Below are 19,582 nucleotides of genomic sequence, written 5' to 3' on the forward strand. Positions count from 1 at the left end.
CCCCTATTCGTACACTAGACATATGTCTCCACTTGTCAGAGTGGTTGTACCTGCGGTTAAATCCGTAGTTGTTGCATATATGTTGCGCATCCTTAGAGTGGTATAGTCCACAGCGCCAGATGGAGCTTTAGGAGTCCCAGTAAAAACAGGGCTTACAAGGGGAGCTTTTGCGTTCCATGCTGCCTTTTCAGTATCTGTTACAAATCGATTACTTGCATCCTGAGTTATAATAGATGGTGAATGGCTTGAGGGATGAGTGTAATTATTTGCACCTTCAGCGACTCCATTTAATTTTACCTTGTCCGTCGAGCTCATTAATCCCGCCGCTGTGGTGGTCGCATTGCCATATGTGGTATCTGTAAATTTCGCATCTACTGGGACATTACTTTCTACTGTATGCCCATTTACCTTTGTCGGATTTTCTGCTTGTCTTAAAGCCTGGTCAGCTTTCTCCTGTGCTTCCTTTATTTCAGCATCGATAATATCCATATTATTATTGGAATCCTGGATATTGTAATAATCTGTGGTATCTGGTTTATTAAGATGAAAATTTGTTGTTTGTTTCATTACAGGCTTAATACCTCCTCTCTTATTTGTGCATGGGTATAATAACTTAACCTGGCATGTGTAAATCCGGTAAGCTTAGTCAGCGTATTAAATATGTACTCAAAAGTATAACTTAAATGCGCCGGCTTAATTTCTTCAATTGCTTGAATCAAGTCTGCCATATTAGCCGGTATACCTAGAGTTCCTACGAATTTTATTACAAACCCATAATTTGCATTATCTTCAATTACTTCCACCTCACCATTTGAATAGGCTGCTGCCATCTGTTTCATCATAGATTTAGTGGTGGAACCTGCACCTCTTAACTTTGCTTTTATTCTCTCTCTTCGGAACTCGTATGACTTTGAAATATCCGTATTAATCTTTAATGCTTCTTCCCATGCACTTAGTCCCCAGGTTGCCGTGTCGACAAAAACCTGATTATATAAATCTATTCTAGCCTCTTCCAGCGCTTCAACAGAGTAATTTAATCCTCCTTGTATAACAGCCATCTGGGGGCTTTTTGAATAGTATTCCGGTAATAAATCCAGCAGAGCCATTATGCTATCACCACCGTTCCAAGGATTGGTACTTGCTCTTCCCCTATTACAACATTCGAAGCCCCTCCGTTTATAGTAAGTAACGTATAGTCTACCACACCATCGATATCAAGAAGCATGTATGCAACACGGTTATAAACTACGGTATAAGCTTCGAAAGCTATACTGCTAAGGTAACTTTCCAATGCTTCTTTAAATGCCTTTTGGACTGCCTCCATTGTAACTTTACTTTCTATTGTAATATTAGCTTTCACATTGATTTCAAGTCCTTTTGCACTCACTACGGTAACGGTAGCTCCTATGGGTCTGTTTTCTTCTATATGATCAGTGCAGTTATTAACAATTACGGAATCAACCGGTTCATAATTGTTACCAACTATAAGTACTCTGATCGTACCCGGTCCATCCCATAAGGGGGTTACTTTCGCATTTCCAACACCGTCAACTTCAAGAGCCCACTGCTTATAATGATGAGCATTCCCCGAGGTTGCAGGTCTTTGCAGATACTCATACAGTCTTGCAACCAAAGCTTCATCTGTTTCAGCGTCTGTCCCGCCTGACGCAGCTTCATTCGTAACAGAAGCTAATCCGCTTAGATTAACAAACTGCTTTGTAATGGTGCCGGCTTCCACATTATATTTCTCCCCTATTTCCTCCGCTGTAGCTATGACTGTTGTGATACCCTCTTTGAGTACCACCTGCTCATTTGTTATAAAAGCAAGACCGTCTGCAGTTAAGAAAATTTTTGCTTTGGGTATTACTGTTCCGGCGGTTCCGCCAAGCGTCAGAATCACTGCCGCTTTTTTCCCGGCCTTACGGACTATTCCATATTCCGCACAACGCTTATCAATGTATTCCCCTGAGGTCTCATCTACATATGCAATCGGGATGATTGCATCCAAGGCCTGATAGGACTTCCATATTTCATAAGCTGTTGCACTTATCATATCGTTTACGACACTGCCCTCTCTTGTATCTATATCCGATGTCATCCGTCCTATTATTTCGCTTTTTACATTCTCAACGGTTAAATTCTCATACATTTATCTCCACCTCCCCATATATAGTTTCGATTGAACAGCTGATAGTAAGCACATCCTCCGTAAAGATTACTGTTACGTTATTCACCCCTACAATATAGGGATTGGTCAATAAGCATTCTTTTATATAACGGGTCGCTTCTGATTGTTTCAATTCATCTGTATAGGGCTGCCCTATCAGAGATTCCATCTCACATCCATAATCCCAGGTATAAATTTCATATCGGTATCTCGGAGTATGCAGTGTTTTCCAGGCCCAGACTGAAACAGCTTCTTTACCGGTTACGATAACCGGAGCACCGTTTGCAAATACCGGTACATCGTTTATAAAATCCCATTTTATTTCTTTATATAGCCCTAATTTCGGTACTGCTTCGGTACTTTGGGGCTCAATGATTGGAAAAAGGCTCATGTATCCACCACCTTACATATTATTACATATCGTTGTTCCTGTTCTATCGGTACAAGAAATAGCCGGTCGCCTATTTCAAAAGAAATAAGTGCATCATTCTTTAAAAGCCGATTACCTGCTTGTCTGGTTCCTGCTACTTCCACTGTAAGCGGCATTGTAGTGATGACTCTGCCCAATCGGTAAACCACCGAGCTATTGGATTTATTATCGTTCCTTATGGTTTGTACCATTGATGCAAATGGATTACTGTTCATATACCGCACCTCCGACACTATACCTGCTATTTCTTGTTTTAACAGGGTCCATACTTTCCTTTGAATCTTTTGTAACACTTCCGCTTTTATTTGGTAGGCTGCCAGCTTCCTGCTCGTCCATAATATTCTTAAAATTAACTATTAGTTTGTTATAATACTGTCCCTGTTTCCAGGTATGTGTATCAGCATCTATGTAAAATAGTCCATAAAGTCCGGTATACGGTTCCCTTACAACAACTGTGCCTCCGGTTATATTCGCTATATTCCCCAGATTGTTTATCTCTATTGTTTGGCTCACATCATTGTCCAGAAGCATCTTTTTGGCTTTATCTGTAACATCCTCACCTTCTGACTGTTTTAGATAGCTCTGCATAAGTCCATACAGTTTCACGGAATCAGCATTTTTCTGTGTTTTGATAAGAACATCGTCCGAATTGTAAATAACGACTTGATTAATCACATTTGCAATGCTCTCTGTTGTAGAAGCAGATATTAGATTACTTCCGCCTTCTATTACCAGAGTTTCATCTGTTACCTTTTTTTCAAGAACATTTAATTCTGAATTCTTAAAACGTACAATATATTGCTTTCCTGTTTTCTCTGAAGCAATGGTATAACAGGTCATTATAATGTTATAAAGACTTACCCCCATGAAATTCCGATTAATCTTTACACCTGTTGTTGCAATAGAGCCGATCTTAATGTCATATTCTGCGCATATCCTTCTTGTTATGACCTCCGTCGTTTCTCCGCCAAAGGTATAATAGGCCTCATTTCGTTTTAAATAAATTCCTCTGTCGTAACAGGTAATATTTATTACATTGCTATCTGTGTTTTTCTGTCTTTCAAAGATATATCCCTCAAAAAGTATAGTACTGTTCTGCTTAAGTGTTACTGCACTCCCAAGTTCACACTTGATTACCGGTACATTCTTATCTGCAAATGAGGATGCTGTTAACTCAAATTCAAGTGTTCTGGCGCATTGCTGGTAATCTCCGGACCATGTAATTGTTTGAACTAATTCGGTTATATCTAAGGTTTTTGAATTATTTGTTAAAAGTATTTTGATTGCCATATGTTATCTCCGTTTAAATATTGTATAAATAGATATAGATGCCAGTTCATCAAAGGATGAGTTTAAAGTAATGCTTTACCGGGCAGCTTTATTTTATTGCCGGCATAAATCAGGTTGGGATTTTTAATTCCGTTATAAACTGCTAATTTCTGATATAGAGATGCATCACCGTATTGTTTACGGCAAATAGCACTCAATGTATCACCGGCCTTAATGACATAACTCTCCGTTCCAGCTGAGTCTTTATCGCTTCCCCTTGCACTGTTTCCGGTTTTATCTGGCTGCACTGCAGCTACTCTTCTGTATTCACGCAAGCTAATTGTAGCATAAACATCATTGGTACCATCTTTCTCCCCATAGGATATATCTGTTATGATTACTTCTATTTTGACAATATCCTTTGATTTACCCTTTGATAAGTCCTCTGATACAGAAAATTGTAAAACCATATGTTTATCACACCATTTGACTAACTGATCAATGTAAATATATGGTTGGGTTTTGGCTTTTGACTGATTAAAGGAGTACTTATGTGCAGGAAGCATACAATCAATTGTAATTGTTGCCAGTGTTTTATATCCCGGTAATATTACTTCTCCAAGCGTATGTATATTGATTGTTTCTATATTAATTCCATGAGACACTTCAAAACTCGGTGGAGTAACCGGCAATACCATCTCTTTTTTTTCTTTTGAATCAAATAAGATGAACTTTCGCATTGTCCCTCCTTATGGCGCTAACGCATATGCCTGATTAATTAGTTTTGCTATTTCCTGCGCTGTTTTTGTGATGTCGCTTTCTTTACGAATATTAAAATTATTACCGGTTATTGTGATTGGATTAGTTGTTTTCAAACTTCGATTTTCACTTGCTGTAAGTACTCTTTCACCTTCGTGCAGAAGAGCCGGGTAATTGTTATATGGGACATAACTTAGACCGTATGCATTACTACTATAAGATGTACCATTTACACTAACAGGACCGGCATATTTTTCAAATTTAGGACTTGATGATGTACTGTTACCATTTAAATAAGTAATAGCCGAACCGTTAACCACCTGCGGTGTGTTAAATGCAATTCCTTCATCAACTCTGGATTTCAGACCCAGCGTAAACTGCTCTCCCATATCATAGCCAGCTTTCCAGTATTCCTCTTGGCTTGCACTGTCGTTTTTAATATTTTCAGCCAAATCCATATTAGAATCTAATGCAATCTGTGCATCGTCGCTTGCGTTATATTCATTTGTTCCTATTGCCTGGGCTTCTGAAATTACTCTTCCCATAGTAGCGCCTGATTTTTGAGCATTTTCCTTGTCGCCCAGTTTCGTATATTTATCATAATCCGCTTTAGCGTTCTTATACTCCTCTGCCAGTCTTGCAAGGGCTCCACTTTGGTCGGATCCCTCATAACTATTCGCTATTGTTCCAGTCATGACAGAATTTATAGCATCTCTTTGATATTGTTCTGATAAATTTTCCAGAGATGCTTTCCATTGGCCAATTTGATTATAAGCCTCTTTCATCTCTGCTCCACTGTCACCACTGAGCCAGTCAATTTGCTTTTGCATCCCGCCTTCTCTGGTGGAGTTGTAACCCTCACCCATAGCACTATCAAGATCATCCTGGCTCTCTTTCAGGTTTTCAGAAAGCCCGGAATAGGTATGTGCTTGCTTATCCATATTTCCTGAAAATTCAGTTCCCAAAGCATCGGCAATCTTTTCAGCTGCTTCTTGCCCTGGAATAAGCCCTTCACTTACCATCTTTTTTACTTCTTCTTTTGACTTTTCTATGTTATCTTTTGTACTACCAAAAGCCTCTGCCATATAAGACCACACGTCTATTCCTCTATCGGAAAGGGAATCCAGTTCTTCGGTAGTAACTGCACCGGCAGTCTGCAGCTGAGCTATTGCCATTGTAACATCTGAAATATCCTTTTTGCTCATACCAAGTGCTGCGCCGGCATCACCGATATTCTGCAATAATGGCAGTATATCTTCTTGTTTATAACCATTGGATAACAAGTTTCTACTGATACTAGTTAATTCATCGTAGTTATATGGTGTTTTTTTAGCAAAATCCGTTAAGGAGCCCAGAAAATTATCAGCCTTATCCTCTCCTCCTAAAATGGTTGAAAAAGGTAATTCATCCGTTTCTCTTGATGCTGCTGTGGCTGAACCATTCGCTAATGATTTTTCTTGAGATTTGAGGACGTTATTATACAAATCTTCATAATAACTTTTAAATGCTTTGTCCTCGCTTTCAAAAATCTGAGTCTTTGCCTGAAAATATCCGAAAAGTGCTCCGCCAAGGGCTCCAATTGCAGTACCAATACCAGGGGCTATAGACGTACCTATTGCTGCACCCATCGCTCCCATTGACAGGACATTGTTCGTTATCGTACCACCTTCAGATCCGAAAGCACTACCTGCATATGTCGTAGCCATATTTATGGTGCCTCCAACAAAGGCTTCTACACCAGCAGATGCGTAACTTTCCACTGCTCCATTCAGAAGTGATTTTGCAGATTTCACTCTGCTTTCAGACTTACTTAGAGTATTAGTGAGATGTGCCATGGATTTTTCTGTTTCATTTGCACTATCCGATACCAATGACAAATTACGTCGTGCAGTTTCATATTTAGCACTTGCCAGCTCAAGATTTAATTGGTTCGCACTGTTTCTTGTCTTTTTAAAATTCTTTTCTGCTGCATCTAATGCGTTCTTCGCCTTATCTGTATCAACTTTTAGAGTCGCCTTTGTTTTGTTAAGCTCAGTAAGTTTATTTTGCAAACCTGCAATATCGTTCCCAAAACGCTTATTTGAATCTTTCATTGTAGTCAGAGCTTTGGAATAATCATCTTCTGAACCTATCTTAATACCATTATCATCCTGAGCCATTGTATTCCTCCTTTCTACAGTTTACCTGCCATACTTCAGATCCATATCCTTTTCAAAAAAGGCCCTTATTACAACCTTTTCCCCCATGGTAAGGTTGTAATAAGTTCCTGGTAATATCCCATTCTTCGTAAAGAGATAATACATAAGCTGCACATCCGGATCAGTGTCTATTTTTTTTTAATTTCTTCTATCGTTACATCACGATAACCGCTTAATTTTTCAACACATCTTGAAAGGTCTTCAATCTCACCGGGAAGAAGCAGCTTTTTTACAAGTTCTGCAGGTGTAACAGCGTTAAATTTCGCTAAAAGTTCCGGGTCCTTTAAATTAGGTTCTATTGTCCCTGCCAACAGGATATGTACATTTAAGTCATCTTTTTGGCTCTTAGTCAATTCAGTAGCTCTGCTATAGGGTAAGCCTCTTAGCTTAAAAATAACCGGTCCGCCGCAGACAGAGGAAAGCCTTTTTAACTTATATTCTTTTTCCGGCATGTTAGGGATATCTGTCTTAAGTAATAACTCCATTGTGTCCATAAACTAAGCCTCCACTGAATCAAGAAATTCATAATCTGTGAATGTAAATGGCGCTTCGATGCTTCCCATCTTTGCAACTTCCCAATCAGCAAGTGTCAGGTCATCAAAGGATACATTGTTTAGTACAATACGTTCAGCTCCATAAGCATCCGGATCTGCCAGTTTTGTTATTACCTTAAAACGTACATCTGTTCCATTTTTAATTTTCTCGCCGATAGCCATTGCCATTCTGCTGTTTACCTTATGCATCTTCAGCGATCCGGTATAAGCTATTGCTGTAATCTTCTTATCCACGGCCATCTTCCCGCATATATTTACATCTTCCTTTGTAAATGTGGCTTTTGCCTGAGCTCCAAAGCATTCTGCTACATACTCACTGTCAAGCCAAACTTCACCCCATGTACCACTCATTAATTTATTTCCAGTCATACTTGTCTCCTCCTTAAATTGTAATAGTAAGATTGATGTCTTCGATTGCATCAAGAATTGAAATAGTTGCTTTTAAAAATACTTTGTCACCGGTTGCAGCCATCTTAATATCCTGCTCTTTCATAAGAGAAATATCTTTACCAATACTCTGTAAATATTCCTTCTGCGCATCAAGATCGATATCAACAAGACTTGTTCCGGCCTCCAGAATACCGCTGTTCTCCAGCTCAACAAAATAGCCTTTAATAGCAGTTATAAGCAAGCATTTATTATCATAGCTGTTTGCATATTTACCGATGTAATTATCATCAACTGTTTTTCTAATGTCATTATGAATAGTGTTTACAATTTCAACTATCTTAATTTTCTTGAAAGCTTCCCCTTTACTGGGTGTCTGGGTCTGAAGAGAGTTTACGCCGCGGCCGACTTTCACTTTTTCCCCGTCATAAAGAAGAATGAATTTACCTTTGTCAATTGCTTCATCCATCTCATCTTTTGTTAATCCTTCAACATCTGTAACCTCCGGAAGTTGGGCATAGGTACAGGATATAGTCATAGGTGTACCTGCTAATAGTCCCGCAATTCTGGAACAATATTCTGCTGCCGTATAGGTTACCCCTCCTGCTGATATATTCTCTGTTGTAAAATTAATAATCATTTCATTGTCCCCTGCAGTATTTGGAAGTACTGCCTTTGGTGTAAATCCAAGATTATTCTGGGCTTTAATCCAAGTTACAATCTCACCACTTTCAGCTGCTGAAATATCAGCTGGACCTGCAAGGTAATCAAAAGTCTGTGTTTCCAGATAGGTAAGTGCTTCTGAAAGATCTGCAGCTCCTGCTGGTAAAACATACAGAATTATTTTTTTAGGCGGATTCACATAACCGAGAAAAGCCCTTTTTATGTAGTTCTGGTTTGCAAGTCCAAGTCCTTCCGGAATCTGTGTGATGCCAGTTAGCACATGACCTCCGTTTTCTTTGGCATCTCTTAGTATCAGTGCTACAATTCCTTTTTCAGAACGTGCAATTGCACTGGATGCCTGGGTTGTGAAAACAATATTAATATTTGGTAATTTCATAATTATACCTCCTGTATTTTTGTGGTAACCGATGCTGCCATAGGTATCTGTTCCACCTCATCGGTTCTGTTATCAACATATTCTAATTGCAGTTCAATGAAGGACTTATCCGTCTCCATTGTGCCTGTGCATTCCTTCACTTTTAATGCTCTTTCACCGACAGTAACATAACCCTGACCAAAAATCTCCAGAACCTGCTGCTGTATGATAGCAAGTTCTTCGGGATCTGAACGATTATATTGGTCTATCCCTGTATAACATGTAATTTTATAATTTACCGTCTTTTCAATACTCGTCCGACATAAATCAACCTGACTGCTTTTTATTAGTTCTATTAAGAAGGACGGCCTCAGGAAATCTTTCGGGCAGGGCTGAAGGTAAACGGCAAAAGCCGGATATGCCTTTATTAAGAGAGTATTTATAGCAGTTACAATATCTGCTTGTCTGACCATTTAAGTTCCTCCGATTTTACCTTTACTTTCGTTAGAGCTCCTCCTTTACCATGATTTCATACTCATTTTTGTATTCATGCAAGGTATGAGGAAGAATCATTCTATAAGTAATATCATTTACAGTTACTAAGTCCCCCGGCTGTAATATGATAGATTTGGGTGTAATCAATCTATATTTTGATTCCCTGTAACTCATTGGAATAGCCTGCGTAATTTCAAGAGATTCTTCCATAAGGTATCCAGGAAAAGTTATCTTTGTACCGTTATCATAAACCGGTCTGTTAAGCATATTTAGCTTTGGTTCTCCCCTTTGTTCCACACTGCAAGATAAAGGCTCTCTCAGTGCAGCATATACCTTATAATAACTCCATCCCTCTTCCTGGATATCTAATAGATGGCAGTGCATTCCCCTCCATAAAAAAGCTTTATGCAGGGTTAAATCATCTCTCTTTCGTAAAGTAAACCTTAGTAACTTTACGTCCGACCCTGATTTTTTAAATCTGTTACAACTTCTTAACTGCTCAACCTTTCCCCAGCTATCAGAGGTTAATTCCCATGAGTAGGCCGTGGCTGTCTGATTAAGTGACAGGATAGAAATTTTTTCCTTTAGCTCACCTGGATTCATTTAATCGCCTCGATTCTTTGTTCATTACACTTTCTTTAGTTGTGTAATGATTGCATCTAAGTTATATGGAAGCTGATGCATACAATTATTTTCAAATAGCACTACTGCCCTATATTCGTACCATTGAACAACTAAAAGCTTGATAGCAAGTTTATATAACTCTTTGGTATAGTCCTTGTTAATACCTTCCTTTGTAAGGTATTCTTCCGCTGACATTTGTAATGCTGTGATTAAACTGTCCTCCTCAGAACCATCTACCCTCAAATACAGTTTCAGTTCTTCTTTCTCCATAGATTCCCCCTTAAATCACCAAGGTTCCAGACCTCGGCAAAAAATAACACTATTAATTTGTATGGTTTTTCCTTCATCAGCTACAGCTTTTGCTTCTGCTGCCGGAAGTCTCTCTGTACAGAGTTCCATGTTCTGATTTTAACAGGTTACGGTATGCATGCTATGCAACTTGAAATAACTTTTGATCTTACGTGAAACAGTACCTTGGTCATAGCCTGTCTTTCGTCCAATCTCCAGTTGATTTAACCCGTCAAAGAAATACATTCTAAATATTACCCGCGTCAAACTATCCGGTATCTTATTGATGTAATCTTCCATTTCTCTTTGCATTTCAACTAGTTCGTCCTTTTGTGTTTCACGTTGCCGTAACAGGTCTAACACCTTCTCCTGTCTCTGTGCTGCCTCTGCAGGATCTGTGCCTGCAATCTGAAAAGTCTTATCTAACCTCTTTGTTTCCTCAATACGGCGCTTTAAGTCTGCAATCTCACTCCTAATAGCCTTATACTGGCCTAATTCCCTCTCTGTCAAATAATCACCTCCTTATAATTTCTTTAACTTTTTATAAAATTCATTATCCTGCCAAGGTCTATCTACTTCATTTTATAGTTCTGGCAATCTTTTCGTAGTTTCTTCTCTGCTGCCTCTAAAAAGCTATCACAAAGCTTACTTCTATTCGTTTTTGGTATTAAACAAAACTCACTCTAGCTTGTTAAATTCAAATCTTTTTAAACAGTTGCCAGAGTTTATGAGCTTTGAAATATAATATACAGATATTCTGTACTCTTTGAATATATCACAGTTAATCTGTACTGTCAATGTTTAAGTTCATTATTTCTGTACTTTTATCTTTACAAAAGCACAGAATAGCTGTACAATTATGGTATAATGAATTTGGAGGGTACTTATGAATACAATTGGAGAAAATATTAAAAGGTTTCGAATCCAAGCTAAGTTTACACAAGAAGAACTTGCGACCCGTTTAGGTAAATCCAAGAATGTGATTTCCAACTGGGAACGTGGAGATAATAAACCGGACGCGGATACGATTGAAGAGATTTGCCTCATTTTTAATATATCTCCTAATCAAATTTATAGTTGGGAAGATGCGGCTGAAAAACCGCTTACAATTGCAGCTCACTTTGAGGGAGATAAATTCACAGAGGATGAACTGGAAGAGATTAAGCAATTCGCTGAATTCGTTAAAAACAGACGTAAATAAGGGGAATGAGAATTTTGACATACGATGAGGAATTAGAACAAGAGGTATATGATTGCGGCGTTGAAATTATTGAAAGATACTATTTTAAAAGCCCTCGTATTAAAGGTTTATATAGTGATAACGTTATTGCTTTAAGTAAATCAATCTTGTCATTGAAAGAGAAATCCTGTATACTGGCGGAGGAGCTGGGACATTATCACCTAACCTATGGTGATATAACAAATCAAGCAGATATCATGAACCGTAAACAGGAATATAAGGCCCGCTTACTGGCTTATAATAAAAGAATTGGGTTAATCGGTATAGTGAAAGCTTATGAAAATGGTTGTACAAGCTTATACGAAATGGCGGAATATCTGAATGTAACAGAAGACTTCCTATGTGAAGCTTTAATATGTTATAAGCATAAATATGGGGAGTATATAGAGATCGATCATTATGTAATTTTCTTTGAGCCATTTCTGACTTTGTTTAAAATGATATGACTTCTGTACTCCAAATAAATGGTATATTAATACATAAAAAAGTTCCAACCATTTGGTTGGAACTTTTTTCTAAGCTCCCGACGAGACTTGAACTCGAGACCTTTACCTTACCAAGGTAACGCTCTACCGACTGAGCTACGGGGGCATTTACTTTTTTAATATAATTCCTTTAAAACTGTATTCAATTTCAAACGAATTCGTTGCAATGCATTATCGATTGACTTTGGTTCTTTCTTTAATTTGTCTGCTATTTGAAGATAAGAATAATCATGCAGATATAAATCCAAAACTGTTTTTTCAAACTGACTTAAATGCCTTACGAGTTCATATTCTAACATACTTGTACTCTCTTTGTCAATAACTAATTCTTCAGGATTTGAAATTTTATTCTGAATTACGACATCAGCTAAAGTCTCTTTTTCCTCAAAATCAGCATTTTCACTGTATGCCGGTGTATAGAGAGACACATATGTATTTAATGGAATATTCTTCTTTCGATTGGATGCTTTTATGGCTGAGTACATCTGTCTGGAGATGCAAAGGTCAGCAAAGCTGTAAAAACTACTGTCCTTTTCTGTACCGTAGTCCCTTATTGCTTTGTATAAGCCAATCATGCCTTCCTGGATTAAATCTTCCTTATCCCCTCCAATTAAAAATAGAGCCTTGGCTTTATTTTTAACAAGGTTTTTATATTTGGTAAGCATATAATCCATTGCATAGGAATCCCCTCCGCGGATCAAAGCTATGATTTCATCATCACTCTTTCGATCCAATTTTATATCAGGCATTTATTTTTAACCCCCTGGTTTTTAAAATGTCTAAATTCGTTTATGAAGCAACTTTACACCAGTGTAGCACAGGATTCAGGAATTAGCAACCTGCCGGAATAGCTAACCGAAGGAAATAGAGGTCTGCTCTTATTGCCGGATACAAAACTTCTAAAATCAACCTCCGTGAAAAAGGCACTGCCTGATTACTCAAGCAATGCCTTCTTACTCCTTAGAGTTTAAACACCTCTAATTTTTGATACAATACAACCATCCCCTTTCCTCTTGGAATCGACCGGTCAACTGTATTATCTCATAGCCTCCATCTCAATACCAGGGTAAGAATGATTATATCTGATTTTTCTTATATATAATTTTTCTAATGGTATCCTCACTTAAATGATATTCCTCCGATAAATTCTTAACCGGTTCTCCCTGCATAAATAAGCAGGCAATCTCTTCATTTCTTCTGTCAATCCAATCCCGGGAACCACTTATGTGTCCCCATCCTACCTTGTCACCCTTTTTCGGAATGTATACAAGGCATCCTTCAGCATATTGCTGAACTTCCTTTAATAGTTGGTCCGGCAATACATCTGCTCCTTTTTTGTACGTCAAACAGCATTCCCTCCATTACATTAACACTATTAACATTACGATTTACAAAGCTTCTCATGTATAGCCACCTCCTTATGAATATTAATAAAATAAATTTTTACCATGACCAGTATAACACAGTTAAAAACAGATTTCCAGTTTTTTGTGTTTTTCATTGAAGCTTTTACTCAAATATTATATAATTCATAATAACTATCAGAAAACATATCCTAACACATCAATATTTCTGTCAGTACAAATGATTTATCATCATATATTTACAATAGATAAGCAAAAGCTCCTTCAACTCTAATAATAGAAAGGATTTCAATATGAAAAAAATCTTGGAAGAACAACTAAAGGAAATAGAAACGAAAGAAAGTAATCTCCTTCTGGCAAAAGATAATTCTTATTTTAATACAACTATCAATCCTTTGCTGGATAAAGTAAGAGATAAAATTCCCACAACTTTAAAAGGTACTCTGGATAAAGCTTTTTTTAAAGCATTTGAGTTGATCTATGACAAAGGCATCGATGTCATTGAGAAGACCTACAACAAAGACAGGATTTTAGTAGACTACGATATCAATAACTTGGCTGTAAAAAGAAAAACTACTAAAAAGCATTTAAAAGATCTGGATAAACCTGCTGCCCTGTCCAGCCGGTTCAATTCAACTTTTTCAGCAGTTGAGGGCAGTGTATTAGGTGTTCTTGGTATCGGTCTTCCGGATATTCCTCTCTTTCTGGCTTTAATTATAAAGTCTATGAATGAAGTTGCTTTAAGTTACGGCTTCTCTTATGAGAAGGAGGAAGAGAAAGCGTTTATCTGTATACTGCTGCAGGCTGCCCTTACATCAGGCGCAAAGAAAGTAGAGCTTAATAGTAAATTAGATGAAATAGCAGCTCAGATTGATTCTGGTATTCATCCTTCTCTGGATGTGAAGGAAGAAATGAAAAACGCCTCCTCCTGCTTTTCTGAGGCTCTTCTTACCGCCAAATTCATTCAAGGCATGCCGCTTATCGGTGTTGTCGGAGGGCTTGTAAATCACAGTTATATTCGGAAAATTACAGCCTATGCAAGAGTGAAATATAAAAAGCGCTATTTACTAAAGAAAATAAATGAATAACAATAAAAGAGGGCATATGGTATCGGTAACCATATGCCCTCTTTTTATCACTTTATGTCCTTATCCTAATCTTTGTCTTACAATCTCGTAGGAAAGTATTCCCATAGCAACGGATGCATTCAGGGAATCGATATTTCCAAACATCGGTATCTTAGCCATATAATCACATTTTTCCTTAATCAGCCTTCCGACGCCTTCTCCCTCACTGCCAATTACCAGTCCGATCGGACCTTTCAAGTTTTGTTTGTACATGATTTCACCTTCCATATCAGCACACACAAACCAAAGTCCCTTTTCTTTTAATTCCTCAATGGTAGCCACCAGATTAGTAACCTTTGCCACCGGGGTATAATTAATGGCACCGGCAGAGGTTTTAGCCACGGTAGCCGTCAGACCTACTGCTCTTCGCTTAGGAATGATGATTCCATGAGCACCGGCCTGATTGGCAGTACGAAGAATTGCTCCCAGATTATGGGGGTCTTCAATCCCATCCAGCAGAATAATAAAAGGAGGTTCTCCTTTTTCTTCTGCCGCTTTTAAGATATCTTCTACCTCTGCATATTCATAAGCAGCCGCATATGCCATGACTCCCTGGTGTTTTCCGGTTTCTGAAAGCTGGTCAAGTCTTTCTTTCTTTACAAAGTTGATGATAGTATCACCCTTCTTTGCTTCTCTTAAGATTGATTTTATAGGTCCATCCTGACAACCGTCCAGAACAAAAAGCCTGTCTATCGTCTTTCCTGAACGGAATGCTTCCAATACCGCATTACGGCCCTCTATAGTAAGTTCTTCGTATCTCATTCTAACTCCTTTTCCGATTCTATTAATATTTCAGTATCATCCTCTTCTTGAAGTGTCTCAGATAAATCGCACTTCTTTTCTTCTTGCTCTTTTTTCATTTCATTTGACTTTGTAGCATTTTCCTTTGGAGTAACACTTGCTGCCGCACTTCTTCTTTCAAGGCCGGCTTTCATAAGTTCAAGGACTCTATCCAGCCGATTATCCAGATACAGATATCCCATTAAGGCTTCTAAGCCCGTTGCAGAACGGTATTCCGTAATAGTTGCATTCTTAGCTGTGGTAAAAGACTTCGCATTACGTCCTCTTTTATAGATAGAAAGCTCCTCCTCTGTAAGCATGTCCTCAATGCCATGATAAAGCTCCATCTGGGCAGATGCCTTTACCATACTGCTTACCCTTTTATGAAGCTTGTTAACCGGTGCATTTCCCTGCTCTACCACCAGTGTACGGATAATCAAATCGTACACTACATCTCCTATATATGCAAGCGTCAAGGGAGAATACGTCTTTAAATCCGTATCCGGCAGAGCAAATGCATCTTTTATTAAGCGGATTAACCCCTCTTCTAAGCCCTTTTCCATCGAACACCTTCTCTTGTATCCTCTAATACAATGCCCTTCTCAAGTAATAAATCTCTGATTTCATCAGATTTCTTAAAGTCTTTTTGCTTTCTCGCTTCCTGACGCTCTTTGATAAGCCCTTCAATCTCTTCGTCTAACAGTTCATCTTTCTTAATTGCTTTAATGCCGAGAACCTCACAAAGGGATGTCATAAGTTTTAATAATTCCTGTAATAAAGCAGGAGAAGATTCGGCTGTTCCATTTGTATTTGAGAGCTTTACTAATTCAAAAATTGCAGAAATAGCATCCGCCGTATTAAAATCATCATCCATGGCAGCTTCAAATTTCTCCTGGAACTTAGCTGCCTCTTTTAATATTTCTTCTTCGTCCTTGGAGATAGAATGCTTCTTATCCACCTCAAGACCGCTTACCATCTCACATTCAGCTTCAGCAGACAGGATTGCCTGACCGCTAGCCTGGCTTTTCGCTTCTAGAAGACTGGTCAGGTGTCCGGCTGCCGTCTGAATTCTATCCAAGGCATTCTTAGAGGCTTCCATCAAATCTCTGCTGAAATTAATAGGGCTTCTGTAATGGGCGCTCAGCATGAAGAAGCGCAATACGGAAAGGTCATAGCTCTCACTGATTTCTCTTACGGTAAAGAAATTCCCGGTGGATTTAGACATCTTCTTATTATCAATGTTTAAGAAGCCGTTATGCATCCAATATTTTGCGAATTCTTTTCCGTTGCAGGCTTCGCTCTGTGCGATTTCATTCTCATGGTGAGGGAAGATCAGGTCTTCTCCGCCGGCATGTATATCAATTGCTTCGCCTAAGTATTTCTTGCTCATGACAGAGCATTCAATATGCCAGCCGGGTCTTCCTTCACTCCAGGGTGATTCCCAGAAAGGCTCGCCGTCTTTCTTAGGTTTCCATAATACGAAATCCATGGGGTCTTCTTTTTCTTCACTCACGGCAATACGGATTCCTGCCTCCAGATCATCAATGTTTTTCTTGGAGAGCTTTCCGTACTCAGTAAAACTTCTGGTACGGAAATAAACCGTACCATTCTTCTCATAGGCATGGCCTTTCTGAATCAGAGTGGAAATCATCTCAATCATTCCCTCTATTTCTTCCGTAGCCTTCGGATTAAAAGTAGCGGGTTCTACATTTAACCCTTCCACGTCTTTTTTATACTCACCTATATAGCGCTCAGATATATCTGATGCGCTTACTCCTTCTTCAATAGCTTTCTTGATAATCTTATCATCTACGTCCGTAAAGTTGGAAACAAAATTTACGTCATAACCCTTATATTCCAAATAACGCCTTACCGTATCAAACACAATGATTGGCCTTGCATTACCAATATGAATGTAATTATATACTGTAGGTCCGCAGACATACATCTTTACCTTGCCCTCTTCCAAAGGAATAAATTCTTCTTTTTTCTTTGTAAGGGTATTATAAATCTTCATTGTAACCTCTTTCCTGAATACCTGTCTAAGGGTATTCCTTACTGTATAGTTATTATTTATCTTATTTTACTATTAAAGCATGCTGTTGTCGAAAGAAATTTCTTCAGACGGCCTGTTACTTAATGCTTCTTTCAGCTTAAACTCGTATTGAAGCTTTTTAATTTCCTCTGTCAAACGGTTATTTTCAGCTCTCAGGCTTAAAAGTTCTGTAAATACAGGATCAGGAAAATGTACCTGGTCCATGTCCTCTCTGGGTATTTTCATATTATCCCGCTTTACCACATGGCCTGGAACTCCAACCACTGTAGAATTAGGCGGAACCTCCGATAGTACCACCGAACCGGCTCCAATCTTAGAATTTTCCCCTACTGTAAAGGAACCAAGAATCTTAGCACCGGCACTGATCATCACATTATTGCCGACTGTCGGATGCCTTTTACCGCTTTCTTTACCGGTTCCTCCAAGAGTTACCCCCTGATAGAGTGTTACATTATCACCTACAATTGCTGTTTCACCGATTACAACTCCGTGACCATGATCGATAAACAGGCCCTTACCGATAGTTGCTCCCGGATGAATCTCAATCCCGGTCTTTCTGACTGTCCTTTGTGAGAGCCACCTGGCAAGAAAATAATGTTTTTTCAGATAGAGTTTGTGTGCCACCCGGTATCTAAGGATTGCCTTAAAGCTTGGGTATAAAAATATTTCCCAAGCAGATTTAATAGCCGGATCCCGCTCTCTTATGATTTCAATTTCCCCTTTTATATATTTTATGATTCCCATAATATACCTAAGCCCTTTCCGATACCTGCGTTTTAAAACCCAGGCACACCACTATAATTTGTATAATAAGTAATCGCGCAAATAATATCCGTCCTGAAAGCAATAAAAAAACTCCGTCTCAATTAGAGACGAAGTTACTCCGCGGTTCCACTCTACTATGCAGAAATCACCTGCACACTTAAAGGCTAACGGCCCTGACCGGATTAAGCTAAACTCTTCGTCTCACTTAATCAGCTCCCAGATGCACTTCATCAATATTCGGGTAAAGGATGCTTGCAGCCGGTGACATCCTCTCTCTGCTGCCCTCTTATGGATTACTTTTCTGTTCATAGCTTTTATCTATTCTTTTCTTTATTCTATGCAAAGATTGTGAAAATGTCAATTATAATCATACAATCTCATTGATAAATATCTGCTCGCCAAGCCGAAGCTCTGTAAGTACAGCCAATATATTTTCTTTATCCTCTGAAAGAATCAATTCTATTATTTCTTCTTTCTTCAGCTTTCCGAAAAACAACATAGCAAGTGCAGCAATATCCCCCTTAATCATAGGAAGCTCAGTTGTTGTCTTTGTAACCCAAGTCTTATCTTTCTCAACCACAATACAGAATACACCGTTATTGTCTGCAATTCTCTCATCCACAGCTTCTATTACCAAATGGATATCCTTATTGGCATTTAAGCAATTTAAAAAGGCTTTCAGATTAATAATTCTTACCATAATAGAAGGTTCAAAGCCAGTATTCTTTTCTTTCAGATAAGATGAGAATTTTCGGTACAGCTCTGTGAGCACTTCCTTTTTGTAAGCAGGCTCATAAATGCATTCTTCCAAATTAAAGCCATCATCTAACATGTATGCTGCATACCCTATTATAGTATCTCCCTTAAATACCAGAGAAATGCCTCCGCCTGTACTTCGCATCTCTTCTAGAAGCTTCTCATAATACTTACGGCTTCTTATCGCATAGATATCATAATTTTCTTTTAGTATACGTTCTGTAAATTCCGCCAGCAGCTTACGGTTATTACTGTCTGAAGCAGTAAGTTCTAATATCTTACTGCCGGTATCCCATGAATTTAGTGCCTGGGCAGTTTCTTTCATCTCTGCTACCCATTTCCTGATAAGGTATACTTTACGAAAATCGTATGGATAATAGATAGCATCCGCAGCCGGCATAAGATACGAAAGAGGCTTCTCTTCTTCGTACATACACTGAAAAGCTCTGTCTAACAATAACCCCATGTACCCTTTTTTTCTCTCATCCTGTCTGGTAGCAACGCCTACAATATAATCCGCCTTAACTTCTCTTCCCTTAAGAACCAGAGTATAAGGGTTAAGATGCAGCATGGAACACAGTTTATCTTCCTTGTATAATGTAAAAATACGGTTGTAGGGAACTACCCACTGAAAGTAAAAATCCGTATAAGCCTCCGTATCTCCAAAACAATCCTGCCAGAGCTGGTACACATCCTCTCTGACATTTTCTTTTCCATTTTCCTTAGCTTCCTCCAGAGAAGTATATATCACATATTCCATACTGTATCTTGTCACCTTCCTTTTCTACTGTAAAAAGCC

At 38.5% G+C, this 19,582-nt stretch carries 24 protein-coding genes, 1 tRNA gene, 1 pseudogene and 1 other annotated feature; of the genes and pseudogenes, 3 read left to right on the plus strand and 23 right to left on the minus strand.

The genetic code is table 11. The annotated features are described in order from the left end of the window. Positions 1-3 precede the first annotated feature (3 nt). From bsdcttw_RS19550 to bsdcttw_RS19620, 15 genes are all read right to left on the minus strand, one after another. Positions 4-567: a hypothetical protein gene (locus tag bsdcttw_RS19550; RefSeq protein WP_185256485.1), complete on the minus strand. Its 564-nt coding sequence runs from the start codon at positions 565-567 to the stop codon at positions 4-6. After that, positions 567-1,106: a putative phage tail protein gene (locus bsdcttw_RS19555; protein WP_185256486.1), complete on the minus strand. Its 540-nt coding sequence runs from the start codon at positions 1,104-1,106 to the stop codon at positions 567-569. Before bsdcttw_RS19555 ends, bsdcttw_RS19550 begins: the two co-directional genes overlap by 1 nt. Further along, positions 1,106-2,149, minus strand: a complete 1,044-nt coding sequence (locus bsdcttw_RS19560) for a baseplate J/gp47 family protein (RefSeq protein ID WP_185256487.1) — start codon at positions 2,147-2,149, stop codon at positions 1,106-1,108. Before bsdcttw_RS19560 ends, bsdcttw_RS19555 begins: the two co-directional genes overlap by 1 nt. After that, positions 2,142-2,558: a DUF2634 domain-containing protein gene (locus bsdcttw_RS19565; RefSeq protein ID WP_185256488.1), complete on the minus strand. Its 417-nt coding sequence runs from the start codon at positions 2,556-2,558 to the stop codon at positions 2,142-2,144. Before bsdcttw_RS19565 ends, bsdcttw_RS19560 begins: the two co-directional genes overlap by 8 nt. Then, positions 2,555-2,812 carry a hypothetical protein gene (locus bsdcttw_RS19570; protein WP_185256489.1) on the minus strand — a complete coding sequence of 86 codons (258 nt, stop codon included), beginning with the start codon at positions 2,810-2,812 and terminating at the stop codon, positions 2,555-2,557. Before bsdcttw_RS19570 ends, bsdcttw_RS19565 begins: the two co-directional genes overlap by 4 nt. Further along, positions 2,802-3,887, minus strand: a complete 1,086-nt coding sequence (locus bsdcttw_RS19575) for an XkdQ/YqbQ family protein (protein WP_225903713.1) — start codon at positions 3,885-3,887, stop codon at positions 2,802-2,804. Before bsdcttw_RS19575 ends, bsdcttw_RS19570 begins: the two co-directional genes overlap by 11 nt. A gap of 62 nt (positions 3,888-3,949) precedes the next feature. After that, positions 3,950-4,606, minus strand: a complete 657-nt coding sequence (locus bsdcttw_RS19580) for a LysM peptidoglycan-binding domain-containing protein (protein ID WP_185256490.1) — start codon at positions 4,604-4,606, stop codon at positions 3,950-3,952. Positions 4,607-4,615: 9 nt separating this feature from the next. Continuing rightward, complete coding sequence (locus tag bsdcttw_RS19585) at positions 4,616-6,784, minus strand: tape measure protein (protein ID WP_185256491.1); 2,169 nt, start codon at positions 6,782-6,784, stop codon at positions 4,616-4,618. Positions 6,785-6,951: 167 nt separating this feature from the next. Further along, entirely contained in the window at positions 6,952-7,317 is a 366-nt protein-coding gene (locus bsdcttw_RS19590) for a phage tail assembly chaperone (RefSeq protein WP_185256492.1), read from the minus strand. Between the two features lie 3 nt (positions 7,318-7,320). Then, positions 7,321-7,746 carry a phage tail tube protein gene (locus tag bsdcttw_RS19595; protein ID WP_185256493.1) on the minus strand — a complete coding sequence of 142 codons (426 nt, stop codon included), beginning with the start codon at positions 7,744-7,746 and terminating at the stop codon, positions 7,321-7,323. A gap of 13 nt (positions 7,747-7,759) precedes the next feature. Then, entirely contained in the window at positions 7,760-8,824 is a 1,065-nt protein-coding gene (locus tag bsdcttw_RS19600) for a phage tail sheath subtilisin-like domain-containing protein (protein WP_185256494.1), read from the minus strand. Positions 8,825-8,826: 2 nt separating this feature from the next. Beyond that, a complete protein-coding gene (locus bsdcttw_RS19605; RefSeq protein ID WP_185256495.1) occupies positions 8,827-9,276 on the minus strand; it encodes a phage tail terminator family protein in 450 nt (149 codons plus the stop codon). A gap of 31 nt (positions 9,277-9,307) precedes the next feature. Beyond that, positions 9,308-9,901: a head-tail adaptor protein gene (locus bsdcttw_RS19610; RefSeq protein ID WP_185256496.1), complete on the minus strand. Its 594-nt coding sequence runs from the start codon at positions 9,899-9,901 to the stop codon at positions 9,308-9,310. Positions 9,902-9,925: 24 nt separating this feature from the next. Next, positions 9,926-10,192: a head-tail connector protein gene (locus bsdcttw_RS19615; protein WP_185256497.1), complete on the minus strand. Its 267-nt coding sequence runs from the start codon at positions 10,190-10,192 to the stop codon at positions 9,926-9,928. A gap of 138 nt (positions 10,193-10,330) precedes the next feature. Beyond that, positions 10,331-10,720, minus strand: coding sequence for a sigma-70 family RNA polymerase sigma factor (locus bsdcttw_RS19620; protein ID WP_185256498.1), 390 nt, complete (start codon positions 10,718-10,720; stop codon positions 10,331-10,333). A gap of 376 nt (positions 10,721-11,096) precedes the next feature. On the opposite strand from bsdcttw_RS19620, the gene bsdcttw_RS19625 reads away from it, so the two are divergent. Continuing rightward, a complete protein-coding gene (locus bsdcttw_RS19625) occupies positions 11,097-11,411 on the plus strand; it encodes a helix-turn-helix domain-containing protein (protein ID WP_185256499.1) in 315 nt (104 codons plus the stop codon). A gap of 14 nt (positions 11,412-11,425) precedes the next feature. After that, positions 11,426-11,896: an ImmA/IrrE family metallo-endopeptidase gene (locus tag bsdcttw_RS19630; RefSeq protein ID WP_185259886.1), complete on the plus strand. Its 471-nt coding sequence runs from the start codon at positions 11,426-11,428 to the stop codon at positions 11,894-11,896. A 72-nt stretch (positions 11,897-11,968) separates the two neighbouring features. On the opposite strand, the gene bsdcttw_RS19635 is transcribed toward bsdcttw_RS19630, so the two are convergent. From bsdcttw_RS19635 to bsdcttw_RS19645, 3 genes are all read right to left on the minus strand, one after another. Then, positions 11,969-12,041, minus strand: a tRNA-Thr gene (locus tag bsdcttw_RS19635). A gap of 10 nt (positions 12,042-12,051) precedes the next feature. After that, positions 12,052-12,684, minus strand: coding sequence for an RNA polymerase sporulation sigma factor SigH (sigH, locus tag bsdcttw_RS19640; protein ID WP_185256500.1), 633 nt, complete (start codon positions 12,682-12,684; stop codon positions 12,052-12,054). 327 nt (positions 12,685-13,011) lie between these two features. After that, on the minus strand, positions 13,012-13,281 hold the full coding sequence (locus bsdcttw_RS19645) for a CD3324 family protein (RefSeq protein ID WP_185256501.1): 270 nt from the start codon (positions 13,279-13,281) through the stop codon (positions 13,012-13,014). Positions 13,282-13,592: 311 nt separating this feature from the next. Here bsdcttw_RS19645 and bsdcttw_RS19650 point away from each other — a divergent pair, with 311 nt between their 5' ends. Further along, complete coding sequence (locus bsdcttw_RS19650) at positions 13,593-14,387, plus strand: EcsC family protein (RefSeq protein ID WP_185256502.1); 795 nt, start codon at positions 13,593-13,595, stop codon at positions 14,385-14,387. Positions 14,388-14,447: 60 nt separating this feature from the next. Here the strand turns inward: bsdcttw_RS19650 and rlmB are convergent, their stop codons facing one another. From rlmB to bsdcttw_RS19675, 5 genes and pseudogenes are all read right to left on the minus strand, one after another. After that, positions 14,448-15,188 (minus strand): 23S rRNA (guanosine(2251)-2'-O)-methyltransferase RlmB, encoded by a 741-nt coding sequence (gene rlmB, locus bsdcttw_RS19655; RefSeq protein ID WP_185256503.1) that lies wholly within the window; start codon positions 15,186-15,188, stop codon positions 14,448-14,450. Between the two features lie 155 nt (positions 15,189-15,343). Continuing rightward, positions 15,344-15,769, minus strand: a pseudogene (locus bsdcttw_RS19660) (Mini-ribonuclease 3); the annotation flags it as partial. Then, on the minus strand, positions 15,754-17,223 hold the full coding sequence (cysS, locus tag bsdcttw_RS19665; RefSeq protein WP_185256505.1) for a cysteine--tRNA ligase: 1,470 nt from the start codon (positions 17,221-17,223) through the stop codon (positions 15,754-15,756). The pseudogene bsdcttw_RS19660 and the gene cysS, both read right to left, overlap by 16 nt. Before the next feature lie 72 nt (positions 17,224-17,295). After that, positions 17,296-18,006, minus strand: coding sequence for a serine O-acetyltransferase (gene cysE, locus bsdcttw_RS19670; protein ID WP_185256506.1), 711 nt, complete (start codon positions 18,004-18,006; stop codon positions 17,296-17,298). A gap of 121 nt (positions 18,007-18,127) precedes the next feature. Beyond that, positions 18,128-18,345, minus strand: a binding site (T-box leader). A gap of 49 nt (positions 18,346-18,394) precedes the next feature. Then, positions 18,395-19,543: a GNAT family N-acetyltransferase gene (locus bsdcttw_RS19675; protein ID WP_185256507.1), complete on the minus strand. Its 1,149-nt coding sequence runs from the start codon at positions 19,541-19,543 to the stop codon at positions 18,395-18,397. Positions 19,544-19,582: the final 39 nt, after the last annotated feature.

Source organism: Anaerocolumna chitinilytica (genome assembly GCF_014218355.1).
GTDB classification, from domain to species: domain Bacteria; phylum Bacillota; class Clostridia; order Lachnospirales; family Lachnospiraceae; genus Anaerocolumna; species Anaerocolumna chitinilytica.